The sequence below is a fragment of the Actinomadura nitritigenes genome (genome assembly GCF_017573545.1).
Classification (GTDB): Bacteria; Actinomycetota; Actinomycetes; order Streptosporangiales; family Streptosporangiaceae; genus Spirillospora; species Spirillospora nitritigenes.
On record NZ_JAGEOK010000016.1, the window covers coordinates 209,185 to 227,755 of the forward strand.

At 71.6% G+C, this 18,571-nt stretch carries 16 protein-coding genes and 3 pseudogenes; 5 read left to right on the plus strand and 14 right to left on the minus strand.

The window, feature by feature from the left end; translation table 11 throughout:
• Positions 1 to 76: 76 nt before the first annotated feature.
• Positions 77 to 619, plus strand: coding sequence for a YbhB/YbcL family Raf kinase inhibitor-like protein (locus J4557_RS25800; RefSeq protein ID WP_208269299.1), 543 nt, complete (start codon positions 77 to 79; stop codon positions 617 to 619).
• A gap of 116 nt (positions 620 to 735) precedes the next feature.
• Here J4557_RS25800 and J4557_RS25805 read toward each other — a convergent pair whose 3' ends face one another.
• Positions 736 to 942 (minus strand): hypothetical protein, encoded by a 207-nt coding sequence (locus J4557_RS25805; protein ID WP_208269300.1) that lies wholly within the window; start codon positions 940 to 942, stop codon positions 736 to 738.
• A 275-nt stretch (positions 943 to 1,217) separates the two neighbouring features.
• Positions 1,218 to 1,571 carry a winged helix-turn-helix transcriptional regulator gene (locus tag J4557_RS25810; RefSeq protein WP_208269301.1) on the minus strand — a complete coding sequence of 118 codons (354 nt, stop codon included), beginning with the start codon at positions 1,569 to 1,571 and terminating at the stop codon, positions 1,218 to 1,220.
• A 208-nt stretch (positions 1,572 to 1,779) separates the two neighbouring features.
• On the opposite strand from J4557_RS25810, the gene J4557_RS25815 reads away from it, so the two are divergent.
• A complete protein-coding gene (locus tag J4557_RS25815) occupies positions 1,780 to 2,091 on the plus strand; it encodes an EthD family reductase (RefSeq protein ID WP_208269302.1) in 312 nt (103 codons plus the stop codon).
• Positions 2,092 to 2,886: 795 nt separating this feature from the next.
• Here the strand turns inward: J4557_RS25815 and J4557_RS52525 are convergent.
• The 3 genes and pseudogenes from J4557_RS52525 to J4557_RS25830 all read right to left on the minus strand — a co-directional run.
• Positions 2,887 to 2,976, minus strand: a pseudogene (locus J4557_RS52525) (serine dehydratase beta chain); the annotation flags it as partial.
• A 163-nt stretch (positions 2,977 to 3,139) separates the two neighbouring features.
• On the minus strand, positions 3,140 to 5,482 hold the full coding sequence (locus tag J4557_RS25825) for an ABC transporter permease (protein ID WP_208269303.1): 2,343 nt from the start codon (positions 5,480 to 5,482) through the stop codon (positions 3,140 to 3,142).
• A 145-nt stretch (positions 5,483 to 5,627) separates the two neighbouring features.
• Positions 5,628 to 6,374: an ABC transporter ATP-binding protein gene (locus J4557_RS25830; protein ID WP_208269304.1), complete on the minus strand. Its 747-nt coding sequence runs from the start codon at positions 6,372 to 6,374 to the stop codon at positions 5,628 to 5,630.
• Between the two features lie 192 nt (positions 6,375 to 6,566).
• On the opposite strand from J4557_RS25830, the gene J4557_RS25835 reads away from it, so the two are divergent.
• Complete coding sequence (locus J4557_RS25835) at positions 6,567 to 7,715, plus strand: sensor histidine kinase (protein ID WP_208269305.1); 1,149 nt, start codon at positions 6,567 to 6,569, stop codon at positions 7,713 to 7,715.
• The gene (locus J4557_RS25840; protein ID WP_208269306.1) at positions 7,712 to 8,398 is read left to right on the plus strand and encodes a response regulator; all 687 of its coding nucleotides are present in this window, start codon (positions 7,712 to 7,714) and stop codon (positions 8,396 to 8,398) included. The genes J4557_RS25835 and J4557_RS25840 overlap by 4 nt, the downstream gene beginning before the upstream one ends.
• 389 nt (positions 8,399 to 8,787) lie before the next feature.
• Here the strand turns inward: J4557_RS25840 and J4557_RS52225 are convergent.
• Both J4557_RS52225 and J4557_RS25850 read right to left on the minus strand, forming a co-directional pair.
• A pseudogene (locus tag J4557_RS52225) lies at positions 8,788 to 8,892 on the minus strand (S1 RNA-binding domain-containing protein); the annotation flags it as partial.
• A 57-nt stretch (positions 8,893 to 8,949) separates the two neighbouring features.
• Positions 8,950 to 10,095, minus strand: coding sequence for a hypothetical protein (locus J4557_RS25850; protein ID WP_208269307.1), 1,146 nt, complete (start codon positions 10,093 to 10,095; stop codon positions 8,950 to 8,952).
• Between the two features lie 112 nt (positions 10,096 to 10,207).
• Between J4557_RS25850 and J4557_RS25855 the strand changes: the two genes are divergently transcribed.
• The gene (locus J4557_RS25855; RefSeq protein ID WP_208269308.1) at positions 10,208 to 11,503 is read left to right on the plus strand and encodes a tyrosine-type recombinase/integrase; all 1,296 of its coding nucleotides are present in this window, start codon (positions 10,208 to 10,210) and stop codon (positions 11,501 to 11,503) included.
• A 117-nt stretch (positions 11,504 to 11,620) separates the two neighbouring features.
• Here the strand turns inward: J4557_RS25855 and J4557_RS25860 are convergent, their stop codons facing one another.
• The 7 genes and pseudogenes from J4557_RS25860 to J4557_RS25890 all read right to left on the minus strand — a co-directional run.
• Positions 11,621 to 12,013: a MerR family transcriptional regulator gene (locus tag J4557_RS25860; protein ID WP_208269309.1), complete on the minus strand. Its 393-nt coding sequence runs from the start codon at positions 12,011 to 12,013 to the stop codon at positions 11,621 to 11,623.
• Positions 12,014 to 12,034: 21 nt separating this feature from the next.
• A complete protein-coding gene (locus J4557_RS25865; RefSeq protein ID WP_208269310.1) occupies positions 12,035 to 13,069 on the minus strand; it encodes an MDR family NADP-dependent oxidoreductase in 1,035 nt (344 codons plus the stop codon).
• Positions 13,070 to 13,236: 167 nt separating this feature from the next.
• On the minus strand, positions 13,237 to 15,090 hold the full coding sequence (locus tag J4557_RS25870) for a GMC family oxidoreductase (protein ID WP_208269311.1): 1,854 nt from the start codon (positions 15,088 to 15,090) through the stop codon (positions 13,237 to 13,239).
• On the minus strand, positions 15,083 to 16,546 hold the full coding sequence (locus J4557_RS25875) for a tocopherol cyclase family protein (protein WP_208269312.1): 1,464 nt from the start codon (positions 16,544 to 16,546) through the stop codon (positions 15,083 to 15,085). The genes J4557_RS25870 and J4557_RS25875 overlap by 8 nt, the downstream gene beginning before the upstream one ends.
• Positions 16,546 to 17,271, minus strand: a complete 726-nt coding sequence (locus J4557_RS25880; RefSeq protein WP_208269313.1) for a FadR/GntR family transcriptional regulator — start codon at positions 17,269 to 17,271, stop codon at positions 16,546 to 16,548. The genes J4557_RS25875 and J4557_RS25880 overlap by 1 nt, the downstream gene beginning before the upstream one ends.
• A 258-nt stretch (positions 17,272 to 17,529) precedes the next feature.
• Positions 17,530 to 18,183, minus strand: coding sequence for a TetR/AcrR family transcriptional regulator (locus J4557_RS25885; RefSeq protein WP_208269314.1), 654 nt, complete (start codon positions 18,181 to 18,183; stop codon positions 17,530 to 17,532).
• A gap of 271 nt (positions 18,184 to 18,454) precedes the next feature.
• Positions 18,455 to 18,571, minus strand: a pseudogene (locus tag J4557_RS25890) (IS5/IS1182 family transposase); the annotation flags it as partial.

The following is an 18,571-nucleotide window of genomic DNA, read 5'->3' on the forward strand; positions in this document are numbered from 1 at the left end:
TCCCCTGCACGGCGCCGCGGGCCCTCATCGGCTCCGGCCACGCCACACCACGCCACAACCCCGAAAGGAAGTCGCGATGAGCGAGAACAACCCCTTCGCCCGCCTCCCCGAGGCGGCGTCCTTCTCCGTGACCAGCACCACCGTCGGCGATGGCGATGCCTGGCCGGCCGAGCAGCTCGCCTCCGGCGTCCCCGGCGGCCGGGACGTCTCCCCGCAGTTGTCATGGAGCGGTGCACCGGAAGGCACCAGGAGCTACGCCGTCACCATCTACGACCCTGACGCCCCCACCGGGTCCGGGTTCTGGCACTGGGCGGTCGCCGACATCCCCGCCACCGTCACCGAACTGCCCGAAGGCGCCGGCGACGACACCGGCTCGGGCCTGCCCGAGGGCGCGTTCCAACTGCCCAATGACGCCCGCGTCGCGCGCTATATCGGCGCGGCCCCGCCGGCCGGTCACGGCCCTCACCGCTACTTCATCGTGGTGCACGCCCTCGACGTCGCCTCCATCGGCGTCCCGGCGGACGCGACTCCGGCGCTCCTCGGCTTCACCATGGCCGGCCACATCCTCGGCCGCGCGGTCCTGACCGCCACCGCCGAAACCGCCGCGGCCGCCGCCTGACCGCAGGGGGACGGCCCCGGCGACCGTGCTCGTCGGAGCCGTCCCCCTCACGGACACCGCCCACGTAACAGGTCGGCGCCCTTCCGGCGCACGCGACGTTCCGCCGCGCATGTCGATCAAGCTGCGCGTACGCCGTCGTCGAACATGAACTCGTGCAGGCAGGCGGCGTGGGCGGCCTTCACGGTGCTGCGAGAGAACAGCGTCTGCTCGCACTCGGTGAACGCGCCTCGACGGCCCCAGGAGGCCAGGTCAAAGGGGGCGGCTGTGAGCGCCGCGACGGGCAGGAGACCGGCGAGGATCCCCAGAGGGAACGCCGCCGGCACAAACTTCGACTGAAGGTGGGACGCTCGCGGCGCTGGTCCTGACTGCGGGTCAGGCCGCCGACAGTCCGCAGCTGCCCAGCGTAAAGCCCGCCGCGAGTACGCCAACCGCGTCAACGGCCTCCCGGCCACCACACCCTGACCCAAGACCACGACCTCGGCAACGGACCCTGAAACAGCCGCGACCAACTCGCAGCCAACCGCTGGCGCCTACCGCTGATTCCTACACTCAGCCTCATCATGGGCCGAATGACGCTAGCGCTTCGATATCAGAAGCGTTATTGGGCGTCTTCGGAACCGGCGGCGGAGAGGGTCGCGGCCCACTCTGCGGACCACCGGACGAGCGGGCGCAGCGCGCTTTGGGCGCCGTGGCCCAGCTCGGTGAGGGCGTAGGTGGAGTCCGGGTGCTGCTCGACGAGGGCAGCGTCGAGCAACTCGGTCAGCCGTTGCCGCAGCACGCTGGAGGACATGTTGTCGCAGCGCTCCTGCAACGCACGGAACCCGACCGGCCCGTGTTGCAGTTCCCAGACGATCCGCAGGTTCCACCTACGGCCGAACAGGTCGAGGGCGGCCATCAGCGGCCGGCCGGTGCTCGACCCTCGGACCGCCCGTCCCGGCCTGGGTGCCGTCATCCGTCGTACCGTCCCCTCTTGCTGCTTCGATATCCGACACACTATCGTGTGTCTATCGATTCGCTTTCCGAAGCGCCTTGGGAGGGGCTTCGTCAGGCGATCACTACCGGATCGTGCGACCGACCGGATGTCGAGGTGATGGTGCCGGTATGGCGCCGCCCGAGATCTCCCGGGTGTTGTGGTCGCTCGCCGCTGAACGGAGGTTGTCATGCACAAGCTGATGGTCCTGTATCCCGAGCCCGCCGACCCCGACCACTTCCGCGACTACTACGTGAGCAACCACCTCCCGCTGGTCACGCGCATGCCCGGCCTGCTCGCGTGGCGCTACAGCTTCGAGGTGGCAGCGACGCAGGGACCGGCGCCGTACTTCGCGGTCTTCGAGGCCGAGTTCGCTGACGCTGCGGCGATGACCGCGGCGAGGGAGTCTCCGCAGGGCCGGCAGGCGGCTGCCGATGTCGCCAACTACGCCACCGGTGGTGCGGTCGTCATCGACTACCCGGTGCAGAACGGCACCATCTGAGCCTGGCCCTGAGGCACCGCCGTATCCGTGGTGAGCCGTGTTCGCCACATCCCCGCGGAATCGGTCCCCGCACTCTGTTCGGCAGATCCGGGCGCCCGCGGGGTGACCGCCCATCCCCCTGTGTAGGGGGTGCCGGTAAGAAACGCGTCATGAGCCCCAAACGGGCGAATCCCGAACGCGTAGGCCCGCGATGCCGGCAGGAGTCGTTGATCCAGTGATCTGCATTCGGTCGCGCTGGCGGTCCCGGTCCGCGGGCCAGATCACGGTGCTGGTGCTCGCGGTGCTGCGCCACGACCAGCACGCCGCCGACCTGGACGGCGGCAACCAGGTCTCGCCCACGACCATCCGCCGCTGGAACGATGAGGTGATCGCCCTGCTGGCGGCGAAAGCTCCGTGCCTGGACCGCGCCCTGAAGAAGATCGCCCGCCATGACAAGCTCTGCGCGCCGCCGGCCTGGGCGCCCTGGCGGACCTCGGCTTCGTTGGCCTGGACGACGACCCGGTGGTCATCACCGGGGTCAAGCGGACCCGGAAAGAGAAGCTCACCGCCGGGCAGAAGTAGGCCAAGCAGCTCATCGCCGCCACCCGCGCCCCTGTCGAGTACGGCTTCGCCGCCTTGAGAAACTGGGGCGTCCTTACCCGGCTGCGACTGAACTCGGCACGGGCCACGGCGCCGCTGCGCGCCCTGCTCGTCCTGACCGCTCTCGAAGTCGTACGCTGAAGACAGACGATCAACCCCGCGGACCACCGCCCACCGACAGTTCTGCGCGGTCCCTGGTCAGCCGGGGTAGCGGGCCTCGTTGTCCAGGCGCTTGACGAACATCCGGGCCGCACGCATCGGGCCGACTGTGTGTGAACTCCCCGGGCCGATGCCGATCGAGAACAGGTCGAAAGCGCTGACCGCCGTGCTGGGTGCCTCTCACGCCTTTGTGTTGAGGGAAAAACGCCGGAATGCCGACCTCCCGAGGGATCAACCGGGGGAGGTCGGCATTCTGTTCTTGCCGCCGTGCAGTGCCCGGCACCGCTGTTGCTGCGGCGACCGGCGGCTCCTACTCGGTCCGCAGCGCGGTGGCGGTCCGGGAGCGTGCCGCCCAGCTGGCCGGCAGCAGCGCCCCTAGCAGGGCGATCACGATCCCGCCGGCCAGCAGGGGGAGGAGCAGGCCGGCCGTGTAGCTGTGGGTCACGCTCGGCGGCAGGTGGCGGCCGATCGCCTTCCCCATCGGGGTCAGTGTCGCCTTCTCCACCGCGACCCCGATCGGTACCCCGATCAGCCCGGCGATCAGGCCGGTGAATGTCACCGAGGTCAGAACCATCGCGATGGTCTGCTTGGGTGTCATCCCGAGGGCCTTGAAGATCCCCAGGTCGTGGACCCGCTCCCGGGTGTCCTGCACCACGGTGTTCAGCACTCCGAGCGCGGCGACCGCGATCAGCATCAGCGTGAGCGTGGCCACCAGGGCGCCCATGGTGACCACCACGAGGTTGTTCCCGCCCGAGCTCGGCTGGACCGAGGCGTTCAGCGGGGTCAGCGCGGCGGCGGCCGAGGTGGACCAGTCCGATCCCTTGACGTTCGAGGCCAGCTCGACGTTGAACTGGTCGATGCGCGGAGTCAGACCGGCGGCGCTGAAAGTATCCGCGTCCGTCATGACCGTGTAGTCGCCCAAATTGGTGTCGAACTCGATGCCGACGACCTTCAGTGACGTTCGCTTGTTCCGCTGCATCACGGTGACGTCGTCACCGACGTGGATCCCCACCGTCGTGGCCAGCTTGTCGCCGACGACGGCCTCGCCGGGCGCCGAGTACCAGCGGCCCGATAGCAGCTCCAGGTTCGTCCAGGAGAAGTCGCCGCTGACCGTGAACACCTTCGGCGTTTCGCCGCCGGTCGGCGCGCCGACCATGGTCGCGCCGCTGTCGCCCCAGCCGAACGCGGCCTTCGTGCCCGGGGTCTTGGCGAGCGCGGCGGCCACCTTGGGGGCGTCCAGGTACTGGTGGCGCGGGTCGTTGGGGCCGTAGAGACCCCAGGGCTTGCCTACGTCGGCTGTGGGGATCACGTACGCCGACGCGTGGTTGAAGCCTGAGGTGGTGGCTTGCAGGTACTTGCTGAACCCGGCCTCCAGCCCCACCGCGAAGGTGAGGCTCACCGCGCCGAGCAGCACCGCCGCACCGACCAGTACGGCCCGGGCCGGCTTGGCGAAGGGCTGTGCCAGTCCCAGCGACATGGCCCGGGGCAGCGGCAGCCGCGAGGCCAGACGTTGCGCCGTCCGACCGCGCCCGGCCTTGGGGGCGCGGCCGGCCAGCAGGGCCTGGACCGCCGGCATGCGGCCGGCCCGCAGTGCCGGGATCGAAGCCGTGACGCCGACGACCAGCAGGGTGCCCAGCGCCACCACGGCGCTGACCCACAACGGAATCGTGGCACTGGGCGCGCCGAACTGCTTGGTGGCCTCGTCCAGGATCGGCACGGCCAGGAGGTTGCCGAAGACCGTGCCGAGCACCACGCCGAGTGTCGCCGGGATCATGGCCTGCGCGGTGTAGGCGCGGACCACCTGCGAGGGGGTGAAGCCCAACGACTTCAGAATCCCGATGCGCCGGATTCCCGCGGCGACGGCCCCGCTGACCACGATCGAGATGATCAGTACCGACAGGATCAGCCCGAAGATCCCGAAGGCGACCAGGAACGGCACGTAGGCCTTGGCGTCGCCGGTCACCTGCCATTCCGCGGTCAGGTACGACTGTCCGGCCTCGACCGTGCCGGGTGGCGCGGCGGCGGCCACCGCCCGCTTGTCGGTGGCGATGTCGGCGTCGGTCCCGGCCTTGGCGAACCGGTAGAGCATCTGCTTGTCGGATCTGGCCCCTGCGGCGGTGAGCCGCGCGAAGCCGTCGGCGGTGGCGAAGGCGGTCGCGCTGCTGGTCACCGAGTCGGCGAAGCCGACGACCTTGAACGACGGCCTGCCCGGCAGGGAGGAGAACACCACCGAAGCGCCGAAGCAGTCGACGGCATAGTGCTGCCACGGCAGGGCGATCTCGCCTGGGCCGGTCGGCCAGCGCCCCCGGGTCAGCGCCAACTGGTCCATCCCGGAGGTGCTCCCCAGGTCGGGCCGGGCGGTGACGGTGATCGGACCGTTGTCGTGACCGGCCCAGGCCTTCTTGGGGCAGTCGGTTCCGATGGTCGTGTCCAGGGCGGCGGCGATCGGGTACGGACCGCTCGCCTCGGTGACGCCGGAGGCGTGCGCGGTGGCGGCGGCGCGCGCGGCCGTGACCTTCGAGCCGTCGAACTGGACCGCCAGGTGCGCCCCGTTCCGAGCACTGAAAGCGTGCTCGAACGGGGCCTGCACGACGGTCAGCAGACCGAGTGAGAGTACTGACGACGTCACCGCGGCGAACGTCGTCAGGGCCATGACGAGGGACTGGACCCGACGCCGGCCCACGCCGGAGCGTACGACCTTGCCAAGGGCGCTCACCGGCTCACCGCCGACAGCAGGCGGGCCATGGCGTGGAATCCGACCTCGAAGAGGCGCCGGGGCAGCGGAGGCTTGCGCAGCGTCATTCGGCCGCTCCCGCCGGACGGGTCAGCGACGAGTAGGCGGCCAGGCCGGCACCCCTGCCGCTGTTGACGACGTCCCGCTCGACCGCTCCGTCCACCAACTCGATCGTGCGACGCGCGGTTCTCGCGGCCAGCTGCACGTCGTGGGTCACCAGCAGGATGGTCTGACCCTCGCTGTTCAGGTCCAGTAGCAGCCGGCGCACGTCGGCGGCCGAGCTCGAGTCGAGCGCGCCGGTGGGTTCGTCGGCCAGCAGCAGCGCCGGCTTGTTCATCAGGGCCCTGGCCACCGCCACCCGCTGCCGCTGACCGCCCGACAGCCGCTGCGGGTAGGCCTTGGCATGCCGCTCGATGCCCAGCGAGCCGAGCAGCTCGACGGCCCGGCGCTTCGCTTCGCCCTTGCCCATCCCGGCCAGCTGCGCCGGGACCATGACGTTGTCCAAGACGGTCAGGTCGTCGAGGAGGTTGAAGAACTGGAAGATCATGCCGATGGACTCCCGGCGGTACTTCGCCGAGCCGGCCTCACCGAGCCGGTCGACGCGCGTGCCGTTGACCGTCACGGTGCCGCTGGAGGGCTTGTCCAGACCGGCGATCAGGTTCAGCAGGGTGGACTTGCCGCTGCCGGAATGGCCGAGGATCGCCACGCAATCACCGGGCACCACGGACAAGGTCACACCGGCCAGCGCGGGTGGGCCGTCGTCGTATCTCTTCGTCGTGTCGACAAGATCGATCAAGGGTGCATTCGTCACGGCCCTGAACCTAGGAACGGAACGCTGTCCGTCGCGTCGGCCGGGGGATGTCACCGTTCCCCAGGCCATCGGCCCGGCGGTGTACCCGCGTACATCCCCGGGGCGACGCGCGGAGTCGACGCCGCTGAATACGATCCCCGTATGGAAGGGCTTCTCCAGCGTCTCTCGACATCGAGACCCGTGATCTGGCTGATGTCATCACAGGCCGTGGTGCTGGCCACCACCTGCCTCTACGCGCTGGCGCTCTACAAGTCGATGGTTGCGCACTACGACGACCAGTACCAGTTCTCCAGCCTCGGGGTCTTCCCGACGATGGGGCTGTGCGCCGTGCTCGCCCTTCCGGTTCTGCTGGTGCGCCGTCTGCCGACGGCGGTCTTCGCGACGATCCTGGGCGAATCGGTCCTCGGTGACATCCTCGGCGCACGGCCCTCGATCGTGTTCTTCATGATCATCGCCCTGGGCGGGTACCTCGCCGTCCGGCGCCCGAAGGCCGCCGCCGTCGGCTCCGTCGCGGCCGTCGCGGCCGCGTTCGTCAACGACATGCACGTCCCCGGGCAGTCCGTCGGCGACGCGGTCCAGTGGGCCGGGCAGTACCCGTTGTGGGTCGCGGTCGCGTGGGTCTTCGGAAGGGTGAACCGCAAACGCCGTGAATACCGCAAAGCCCTGCACGAGCAGAGGGCGGCCCGCGCCGTCGTGACCGAGCGGCTGCGGATCGCCCGCGAACTGCACGACAGCGTCGCGCACAGCATCGGGATCATCACGGTGCTGTCGGGAGCGGCGGCGCGGGTCGTGGACACCAAGCCCGAGCAGACGCGGCAGGCGCTGACCGGCATCGAGACCACCAGCCGCCAGACGCTGCTCGAGCTGCAGCGCATGCTCGGGGCGCTCCGCCGCGCCGAGCCGGACGACGCCATGCCGCAGGCCGCTCCGCTGGCGCCGGCCGGCAGCCTGGCCGACGTCCCGCAGCTCGCCGAACGCACGGCCGACGCCGGGGTGCGGGTCCACGTGACCTGGCGGGGCGAGCAGCGTCCGCTGCCGCCGGAGATCGAACTGTCGGCGTTCCGGATCATCCAGGAGTCGGTGACGAACGTGGTGCGGCATTCCGGGGCGCGGACGTGCCGGGTCGCGGTCGGTTACGAGCCAAAAGAAGTGACGATCGAGGTGGTGGACGACGGGGACGACGGTCTCGGCGGGCCGGGCCGTCCCAGGCACTCGACGGCCGGCGGGAGCGGCTTCGGCCTGCTCGGCATGCGCGAGCGGGTGACGTTGCTGTCCGGCCAGTTCAGCGCGGGCCGGCGTCCGGAGGGCGGTTTCCGGGTGGCGGCGAGGCTCCCGGCATGAGCGTGCGAGTGCTGCTGGTCGACGACCAGCCGCTGATGCTGGTCGGGCTCGGGATCCTGATCGGCGACACCGATGACCTGGAGGTGGCCGGGGAGGCCGGCGACGGCCGCGAGGCGGTGCGCCTGGTGCGTGAGCTGCGGCCGGACGTCGTGGTGATGGACATCCGGATGCCGGGCATGGACGGGATCGAGGCGACCCGGCAGGCGACCGCCGAGCCGGACCCGCCCAAGGTGCTGGTGCTGACGACCTTCGACGACGACGAGTACGTCTACGGCGCACTGCGCGCCGGGGCCAGCGGATTCCTGCTCAAGAGCATGGCCCTGAACGCGATCCTGGACGCGATCCGCGTGGTGGCGGCCGGCGACGCGTTGATCGCGCCGAGCGTCACCCGACGGCTGATCGCCGACTTCGCCGGAACCTCCGCCACCCCCGCGACCCCCGCACCGGACACCGAGCCCGCCCAGGACTCACGCGTCATCGCAGAGATCACCGACCGGGAGCGCGAGGTGCTGGCACTGGTCGGACAGGGATTGTCGAACAGGGAAATAGCCGAACGGCTGGTGATCAGCGCGGCGACGGCGAAGACCCATGTCGCGCGCCTGTTCGCCAAGCTCGAGGCCCGGGACCGCGTCCACCTGGCGATCATCGCCTTCGAGACCGGACTCGTGCCCCGTGGACGATAGGGCAGGATGAGGGGTGGCGTGCAGAAACTAGCGGTAGCCCCTCGGACTCCCGGTCGCTCCTGAACGTGACCTGATCCCCCGAGTGGCCCCGTCTTTCTGGACGGAGTCTTCTGGACGGCATCGTCCCTGGTCGTCGTTTTCCGGAGTCCTCTGCACTGATTCCCGAAGTCCTGTGCACTGACGGCGGAATCGCGCGTTCGCTCTGCTCGCGTCTGATCGAAGCTGTCGGTTCGGTCTTCGACGCGGACGAAGGCGCCGAACGGGACGAGTCCGGTGAAGGTCTTGCCGATGCGCTGTTGGAGCTGGACCAGCGGATCGTTCTGGAGCGCTTTCAGGGAGAGGGCGACGCGCCGGCGTTCAGGATCGACGTCCAGGATCTCAGCGGTGACTTCCTTGCCGACGGTGACGATGTCGGAGGGGTGGTTGATAGGTCGCCACGACAGTTCGGGAATGTTGATCACCGCGGTGAGGCCGCCGATCTCCACGAAGGTCACGCCGAAGCTGGTCCCGTCCAGTTTGTGCTGGGAGGAGACGTGCAGGGGTCGTTCAGTTCATGGTCGTGATGGCTGCTCTGGGCCGTCCTCGGCAGTCGGGCCGTCAGGCACTGCTGAAGCTTCGGCGCGGACGGCGCGTTCGCGTTGCGTGGCGGCTTCGGCGCGGGCGGCCGCCAGGTCGGTTTCAAGCCGGTCGCAGAGGGCCTGGCGGGAGGCGAGTGCGCTCTGCGCGGTGGCCAACTGCTGAGCGGCATGCTCGGCAGCGGCCTGGAGGGCTTGCTCGCGACGTTCGAGGGCCTCGGCGCGGGCGGCGGCCTCGCGTCCGTGCCGCATCGCCTCGTCACGTGCCTGCTCGGCGGCCTCGGCCCTGGCCTGCTGGGCGCGTGCCTCGCCGTGGGTGGCGGCCAGTGCCTCCCGGGCGGTCGCCAGTGCTGCCGTGCTGTCGGCCAGCTCGCTCCGGAGGGCCTGCAACTGGTCGGTTTGGGCACGGGCGGTCGCCTCGAACCGGGCGCGTTCCTGCTCGTGGGCGTTGCGGAGGTCGCGGAGTTCGGCGGCCTTGGCGTCGCGGGCGGCCTCGGCGGCGGCCTGAGCCTCCCGAGCGGCGTCGCGGGCGCTCTGGTGCGCGGCGATGGCCTCGGTGGTGTCGGCGCGCACCTGCTCCAGGTCCGCGCGGTCGCGGGCGGCGGCCTGCTCGGCGGCCCGCTGAGCGGCCCGGGCGGCCTCGGCGGCGGTGACCGCCTCCTTGCGCGCCTTGTCGGCGGCCAGGGCGCGGGCTTCGGCGTCGGCTTCGGCCTGCGCGGCCGCCATCGCCTCGGCCTCGGCCCGCTGCACCCGGGACAGAGCTCCCTCTTGGGCCTTGGTGAGGAAGTCCTTCACCTCGGTCAGCTGGTTCTGCAGGGCGCTGATGGCCGCCGGTACCCGCTGGGCGAGAGCCTCGGCCCGGTGGAGCGGTTCGTCGACCGCGGCGGTGTCGGCGGCGCGGCGGTCCCGGCTGGCCTGGTCGGCATGGGCCTTGCTGCAGTACTTGGGGGGACGGCCCCGGCCGCGCGCCGGTAGCGGTTCAGAGCAGCCGGCCAGGGCGCACTCCCCCACCGTCGGCAGCTCGGCCGCGCCGTCTGCGGGGTCGTCTTGCTGCGGGCTTGATCCGCCGAGGGCGGAGGAGCCGTCGGTCGCATCGTGCGCGGTGCTCGTTTCGCTGCTCACCCGCCTCACCCTAGCCATCTTTTCACTACGCTTCACGCTTAATGATTAACGCGACACGCGATACGCGTAATAAGCAGAGCGTTGAGGCTCCGGGATAATGACGGTTATCCTGGTGACCGTGATCAACAGTGGCGACCGGCGGACGATCGGCCTCACGCGGGACACCTTGCGGGCCAGTGGCGATGCGGGGCCCAGCGCAGGGGCGGCAACCGTGCCACCGCAGCCGACTCCAGAGGCTCCGCTGGACGGCACGACGCTTCGACCCGTGGGAGCGGCGCCACCGGCTCCAGTGCCGACACCGGAAATGACACCGGCGGTCCCGCAGCTTGCGGTGGATCCGATCGGGCAGGCCGTTGCGCTGCTTCCAGCGCTGCCGCCCGACGACCCGGGCGACCGTTACGGACTGAGGTTGCTGACCGCCGCATGGCTGCGCAGCCAGAGCAGCGATGCCACCCGCCGCGCCTACTATCGCGACCTGGCCGGCTGGCTGGACTACTGCGCACGCACCGGACTGGCCCCGCGGGCGGCGCGCCGCGCCGACGTCGACGACTGGTCGGCCTCCATGACCGTCAACGTCGGTGGCCGGTCACGCCCGCCGAGCGCCGCGACCCGGGCACGTCGGCTGGCGGCCGTCTCGTCGTGGTACACCTACCTGCAGTCCAACGACGTCACCGACCGCAATCCGACGCTGCTGGTCAAGCGCCCGACCAGCGCGCAGATCGCCGCGTCGGCGCGCAAGGCGCCCACCCTCGGCGTTGCCGAGACGGCGCTGCTGCTCGACACCGCGGAAGGACGCGCGGTCGACCTGAACACCGAGGCGGCCTGGCGTGACGCGGCCGTGATCGCCCTGCTGTTCTACACCGCGCTGCGCGTGTCGGCCTTCACCGGTGCCGAGCTGGCGGACCTGGCCACCGAGGCCGGATACCGGGTGCTGTGGCACGACACCAAGGGCAAGGGTCCGGACGGCCGCGATTACGTGCGATTGGACGGCGAGCTCTGCCGGGTCCTGGACGCCTATCTCGCCCTCCGCGCCGCCCGCCACCCGGACGGTGTCACTCCACCAGGGCCGCTGCTGGTGACCACCCCGCACCCCTACGACCGGAGCAAACCCGGCGGCAAGCGGCTCACGCAGCGCGACGTCACCAACATCCTGCGGCGACAGGCCGAACTGGCAGGGTTGCCCGACGCGTCCCGCCTGAGTCCGCACAGCGGCCGACGGACCGTCATCACCACCCTGCTCGGCCACGACGTCCCGCTCGCCAAGGTGCAGGACCTGGCCGGGCATGCCGACCCGCGCACCACCCGCGGCTACGACGACACCAACCACAAGCTCGCTTCCTCCCCCGTCACCGACCTCACCCGCATCCTGGCCGGCCACCGCACCACCACTCGGCGCCGAGATCGGTGACCTGGCGGCGAGCACCGTGAGCCGGCGGCGTCAACGGCGGCCCGGACATCGAGGTCGTCTTCCCCGCCGCAACGTTCGACCGCGGCGCCGCATCGCGGGCCGCGTCCGGCGCGACGCTCAGCGGGGCGGGGCGGGCTCCGTCCGTGATGGGACGCCCAGCCGCCCGGCGAGGCCATCGCGCAACCGGACCAGCCGCTCGATCTCGGCGTCCAGGACCTCCAGGCGGCGCAGGGCCACCCCGGTGGTCCGCGGGCAGCCCTCCCCGCCGTAGGCGGGGAGGGTGTCCCCGTCCAGGAGATTGAGGCGGTCCGCGCATCTCCGCACGTCCTCGACGGTCAGGCCGAGGGCGAGCAGCTCCCGGATGATGCGCACCCGGTTCACCTCCCCTGGCCCGTACTCGCGTTGTCCCGCGGCCGTGCGCGGCGGCGGGGTGAGCAGGCCCCGCTGCTCGTAGAACCTCAGTGCCCGCGGGGTCGTCCCGGCCGCCGCCGCGGCGTCACCGATCCGCATCCGCCCTCCCACTTCGCCCGGCTACAGCTCCACGACGACGGTGCCGAGGTGGCGCCCGTCGATCACCTCCTGCAACGCCCGCGGCGCGCGTTCGATGCCCGCGACCCGCACGTGCGGGAACGTCAGCTCGCCGGACCGGAGCCACCCGCCGACGCGCTCGGCCCAGCTCGGGCGCTCCTGCCCGCCGTCGAGGCCGCCGAAGCCGCGCATGCCGATCCGTTTGGTGATCAGCTGGAAGGTGTCGATCTCGACGGGCGCGGTGGTGCCGGAGAGGCCGGGCGCCATCTGCCCGGCGAGGGCGCCGACGATCACGAAACGCGCGCCGGTGCGCGCGGCCCCGATGGCGGACTGGAGTTGCTCGCCCCCCACGTTGTCGACCAGGACGTCGATGCCGTCGGGGGCGGCCTCCGCCAGCTGCTCGGCGATGGGTTTCGCGTCCGGCCCGGCGCCGCGGATCACGGCCGCGTCGTATCCCAGCTCAGCGATGAGGCGCTCGGCCTTGGCCGGCGAGCCGGTGCTGCCGACGACCCGTCCCGCACCGAGCAGCCGGGCGATCTGGCCCGCCATCGAGCCGACGCCTCCCGCGCCACCGGTGACGAACACGGTGTCCCCGCGGCGGACGGGTGCGTCCCTGGTCAGTGCCGTGTAGGCGATCGCGGCCGACCCGAGGTGCGCGACGGGGTCGGGCAGCACATCGTCCACCGGCGTGCACTGGCCGGCGGGAACGGCTGCGTACTCGCGCCATCCGAGGAAGTGCCGGACGAGGTCGCCCGGCTGGAGGCCGGTGCCCGGCGGCGCCGAGACGACCTCGCCGATCGCCGCCCCGAACACGACGTCCCCTGGACGCAGCGGCGGGAACGGAGCACCGGGGACGCCTTCGCCGAGGAGCATGCGCAGCGCGGGGAAGACGTGGAAGAACCGGTTCCGGACGAGGACGTCGCCGTCGCCGGGCACCGGCGGCGGCGTGCTCGCGATCGTGAAGTGCTCCGGCTTCGGGAGGCCGTCGGGCAGGGCGGCGAGGCGGATCTCGCGGACGGACTCCGGCGATGTCGGCATGGATGCTCCTTGGAACGGGACGGTCCGTGCCCGGCACGGCGCCGGACACGGAGCGGAGACGCTAACCCCTGACCCGCGCGTCAGGGGCAAGCCCCTCCCCCGCCACCACGCCGACACCGAACCCACCGAGCGGGTATCCGTTGACGTTTCCCGGCTGTCGGGATCGTTCAGGATGCGTCGTTCAAGATGCGTTCCGTGATGGCCAGTGCCATGGCCATGATGGTGATCTGGGGGTTCACGGTCGGGCAGCTCGGCAGGACGGAGGCGTCCACGACGCGGACGCCTGCGACACCGCGGAGCCTCCCCTCGTTGTCGACGGGGCTGGTGTCGGGGTCGGTGCCCATGCGGGCCGTGCCGGCGGGGTGGAAGGCCGCCAGGTGGAGTTGGGAGGCCGGTGTGCGGGTGATGATGTCGCGCAGTTCGGCCGGGTCGCCGGCGCGGGGGTGCCGGGTCAGGCCGGTGAGGACTTCGGAGGCCCCGGCGGCGAACATGACCTCTCCCATGGCGAGGATCGCCTGGCGGAGCCTGCGGTGGTCGGCGGGAGCGAGCCGGTAGACGGGGACGGAGCGGCGGGTGCCGTGGACGCGGCCGGAGGGGGCATCGGCGATCATCGCTCCGAGCGTGGCCAGATGCGAGGAGCCCTCGATCTCGGCGCGCAGCCGCGTTCCGGTGCCGGGAAGCAGGAAGGTGCCCATGCCCGGAGGCGCGGCGGTGGCCTCCAGCAGGATGCCGTCCCGGTGCCACTGCTCGATGCCGACGCTTTGCAGCACCCCTTCCCATGAGCGGACGGGCCGGTCGAAGCGTCCGGCCAGGCTGGTGGCCGGGTGCAGGGTGAGGCCGCGGCCGAGGCGGGGGTGGCGGCCGAGGCCGGACCGGCGCAGCAGCGGCGGCGTCTCGGTGGCGCCGGCCGCGACGATCACCAGCGGGCTGAGGATCTGGACGGTGGAGCCGTCGGGGCGGTGGCCGCTGATGCCGGCGGCCCGGCCGCGTTCGACGAGCAGACGGTCGACGCGCAGTTCGCAGACGATCCGCGCGCCGGCCGAGCATGCCTGGGGCAGGGCGTTGAGGTGGACGCCGTTCTTGGCGTTGCGGGGGCAACCGACGGCGCACTGGCAGGATCCGGCGCAGCCGGGTGCGTTGCGCAGGAGCGGCGCGGCCTGCCAGCCGAGGCGTTCGGCCCCCTGCAGGGCGAGGGCGCCGTTGCGGCCCAGGACGTCGGTGGGCTGGCGGGCCACCGAAAGGGTGTTCTCCACCTCGGGCAGGAGGGCGTCGAAGCGGTCGACCAGGTCGATGCCCTGGCGGCGCCACCGATCGACGACCTCGCGGGGCGGCCGGTAGCAGGTCCCGGAATTGACGACGGTGCTGCCGCCGACCGCCCTGCCGACGGGCAGCAGGACCGGGGGGAGGCCGAGCGCGGCGGTGGCTCCGCCGTCGCGGTAGAGGTCGCCGAACCGCTCGACCGGAAGCCGTTCTCGGAAGTCCGCCGCGCCGAAGCGGCGTCCCTCCTCGACGATCACCACCCGCAGCCCGGCGCGGGCCAGCTCGCGGGCGGCCATGGCGCCGGCCGCGCCGGACCCGACGACGACCGCGTCCGCGGTCGTGCAGGCGGGGTACTCGGCCGCGGTCACGCAGTCCAGGTCGGGGTCGGGGCGTGCCAGCCCGGTGCCGGCGGGCTCGCGGTCGGCGAGGGCCAGCAGCGCGGGCATCTTCAGCGCGTCGATCAGGGCGGCGGGGATCGGGTGGGCGGTGAGGGCGGCGCAGAGGGCGTCGCGCTCGGCCGTGGAGAGGCGGTCCAGTCGGCGGCCGGTGCGCAGCAGGGCGGCGGCCTCGATCAGCGCCGCCCCAGTGTGGAAGCCCGCGCCGAGGACGCGGGGGAACCGGCCGGTGAGGCCGTCGACCCGCGCGGCCACCCGCCGAGCCTGTTCGGTGTCGTCGAGGCCCAGCAGCGCGGACGTGGTGGAGGTGAGGGCGCGCGAGGCCGTGCGGGCGGGGGCGCCGGGGGTGGCGAGGGTCCTAGTCACGCAGGCCCACCTCGGCATGCGCGGTGCCGTCGAGCCGCCAGGACCGGTAGGGCTCCCAGCGGCCGTTCCGGCGGCGTTCCAGGCGGATGTCGGCGGTGGCGCGTTCGGTGTTGTGGCATACGGCGGTCGCGCCGTCGGGGTCGGTGTAGCCGACGTCCACGGTCTCCGCCGGGGGCTGGGTGACCTCGACGCGCAGGCGGTGGTCACCGACGCGGCCCCAGACACGCCAGGTCGGGAGGCCGATGCGGCTGCGCAGCCGGGTCGCGGCCAGCAGAGTGTCGCCCTGCGGCCAGTCCCGGCCGTCGATGCGCAGCCGGACGAACGGCAGCGGCGGGAGGCGGCGCAGTCCCGGCCTGGTGGACACGGCGGTGACGATCTCGGCGACGTCCCCGCCGCCGAGGTCGGCGTGCAGCCACGCCCATCGGTGGGCGTTGCCGTGCCCGTAGATGTGGGCGGTGGCGCCGGGGGCGCCGCTGAGCTGAAGCAGTTCGCCGCCGTGGCGGACGCTGCCGGTGAAGGCGGCACCGCAGTGCGGGACGATCTGCGCCGCCGGGAGCAGTCCGCTGTTCCAGGCCCAGCGCGGGAAGGTGAACAGCGGCCCGCTTCCAGGCGTGACGGCCAACTCCCATTCGATGTCGCCGGCCCGGCCGTCGAGGCGGGACGTGGTCAGTGAGGCGCTCGCCGCTTGCAGGACGCCGTCCTCGCCGGCACCCGGCCGCCACTCCTCCGGCCCGAAGCGGGCCAGGTGCGGCGGCCCGCCGGGAGGGAAGACCGCGGCCCAGCCGTGCAGGTAGGGAGCGGCGCCGTCGTGCGGCGCGACCAGCTCGTGATGGATCCACACGCCGGTTCCGGTGCGGGGGTCGGTGAGGGTGGTGTACCAGACCTCCAGACGTCCGCGCTCGCCCGACCAGCGCGGACGCAGTTCCCGGGCGGCGTCGGAGGGCGCCGTCTCGCGCAGGACCCGCAGGCTGCGCAGCATCGGCCACAGCCGCCCGCGCAGGTCGAACCGCAGCAGCGCCTCCGCGACGACGGCGCCGTCCTGGTCCGTGATGGTGACCGGGAGCGTCGTCATCGACCGCAGCGGCCGCGCAAGGCTGACCGACTTCCACCCGTCCAGGTGCAGCCGGCGCCCGTCCAGGGCGGTGAAGTCCATCCGGTAACGGACGCGACGGCGAGCCAGCGGTGCGATGTGCAGGTCGCCGACGGCCACGGGGTCGTCGGCGAGGCCCTGGACGCGCACCCGGCCGCTCAGCCGCGCGTGCGCATCGGTGAACGGATGCAGCAGTTCGGGCAGCCGGACGTCCAGATCGAGAATCATGGGGACCGATTCGTCCGACGCGCTCGTGCGCCCGGTCATGCGCGCCCGGCCGGCCATCACCTCGCTGAAGGCGGTGTGCAGCCGCCCGCCGGACGCATCGGTGGACCGTTGGGCGGAAAGGCTGGGGGGCGTTCTCATCAGGCTCCTCCGTAGGACGCCATGCTCTCGATCATCAACTGCCCGGTACGCGTGAGGTACTCGGTGGCGCGCTCGCGCACCACCTGTGCCGGCGCTCCCTCGCAGACCGCCGCCGACAGCGGAGCCAGGAGCCCGCCGATCGCCGCGGGGTCGCCGAAGGCGCCGCGCAGCGCGTGCCGGAGCCGCAGGTAGGTGTCCAGGACGCCGTTCATCAGCAGCGGATACACGCGGTTGCCGGACGCGCCCGCCAGGACGCGATGCCACTCGCACTCGACGAGCTGCGCCGCGTCGGCGTCCTCCGCGTCGGTGAGCCGCCCGGCCAGGGCGGCAAGCCGGTCGCGCTGCTCGGCGGAGGCGTGCTCGGCGGCCCTGACCGCGATCAGCGCACCGATCTCGGCGCGGACCTCGAAGATCGCCGGCGCCCAGTCTGCCGCGCTCGCCGCGACCAGTACGGGCAGCAGATCGATGCCGCCGTGCCGTTCGTAGTCGCGGACGCGGGTCCCCACCCCGTGCTTGGTCTCCACCAGGCCGGCCTCGGCCAGCCGCACGATCGCATGCTTCAGCGACGTGCGCGTGACCCCGTACTGCTCCGCCAGATCACGGGCGGGCGGCAGGTACTGCCCAGGCCGGTAGACGCCCGACAGGATGTCGGCCCGCACGCTCTCGGCGACGGCGTCCACGACGCTCGTCCGCGCCACGGACCGGTCACTCAGTGGCTCACTCACTGACTCACTCACGGGCGTACCGTAGCACCCTGCTCCAGGGCGGACCAGGTGGCTCCTCCAACTCGATGTGGTCGGCGTTGAGCACCCCCATCGCGCCGTAGCGGGCGTCGACCAGCTCCATCGCGGTGCCGGCGATCTACCGCAGCACCACCGGCGGGTCGAGGTTCCGGCTGACAGTCGGCACCGCATCCATCAGGGCCCGTACCCGGCGCCTGGCGACGAGGGCGTCGCCCCATGGCGAGGGACAGTGATCGGCCATCACGCGGGGTGCTTCGCACCCGGACCGGGCGGTTGCAGCACCTGCTCGATCAGCATGTGCAGATGGGAGCGGAAGCGCTCGACGGCCTGCTGGGTGAGACCACTGTGGTGGCCGTGCGGTTGCGCTGTGGTGCCGCGCCAGGGGGTGGGCTGGTCATCGCGGTCGGGCACGCCGTAGGTCATGAATCCGGTCACCGACCACACCAGAGTCCACAACATGTAGTCGACATCAACGCTTGGAGGCGCCAGTGGCCGCACGGTGTCGCCGACCAGATTCGTCAGCGGCAGCTCGTATTCGGTCTCCAGATCGGCGCTCCCGGCGGCGTCGCCCAGCCACCGGTGCAGCCACAACCGGGCGACGTGGGGGTGCGACAGGTGAAAGGCCAGATAGGCGTCGGCGAAGTCGCACATCCCCTGCACGGTCTGCGGCAGCGCGGTGGCCGCGGTCTCGAGCATCGCCTGTTCGGCCTGGTGAGCCCGGCGCATCACCTCGTGGTACAGCTCCAGCGTCCCGCCGGTCAGCTCCATCAGCGTTGCGGTGTCCACGCCGGCGGCCTCAGCGATCATCGCACCGGATGTGCCGTCGAAACCGAGTTCGGCGAACAGCCGTGTCGCGACCTTAATGATGTGCTCCCGTGAAGGTTCTTCCTCCATATACGGAAACCTAGATGTCACTGAGCTGCAGTGGGTAATCGCCGCGTGGTCGGAAAGCAAAGAAACCGCACAGCTTTCTACGGCACCCCGCGACGGCTCTCGCCACCTATAACCTGAGAGATCGGTGTCCTTTGGTTCGCTTTTCGGTCTACGAATCGTAGTCGACAGTGGACGCAAGGTGCCCGCACGGCCGGGATGTGCAATTACCGAGACCTTCCTGGTTGGGCGATTGCCGATCACTTCCTGCCGGGCCGACATCATTGAGCCTTTTTCAGTGTGATGCGGTCTCGCGGAGTTGCAGGGTGTGGATGGCTTTGGCGAGGCGGCCGGCGCGGTGGGGGCAGCAGCGCAGCTTCCGCAGGATTCGCCATGACTTGAGCTGGGCGTT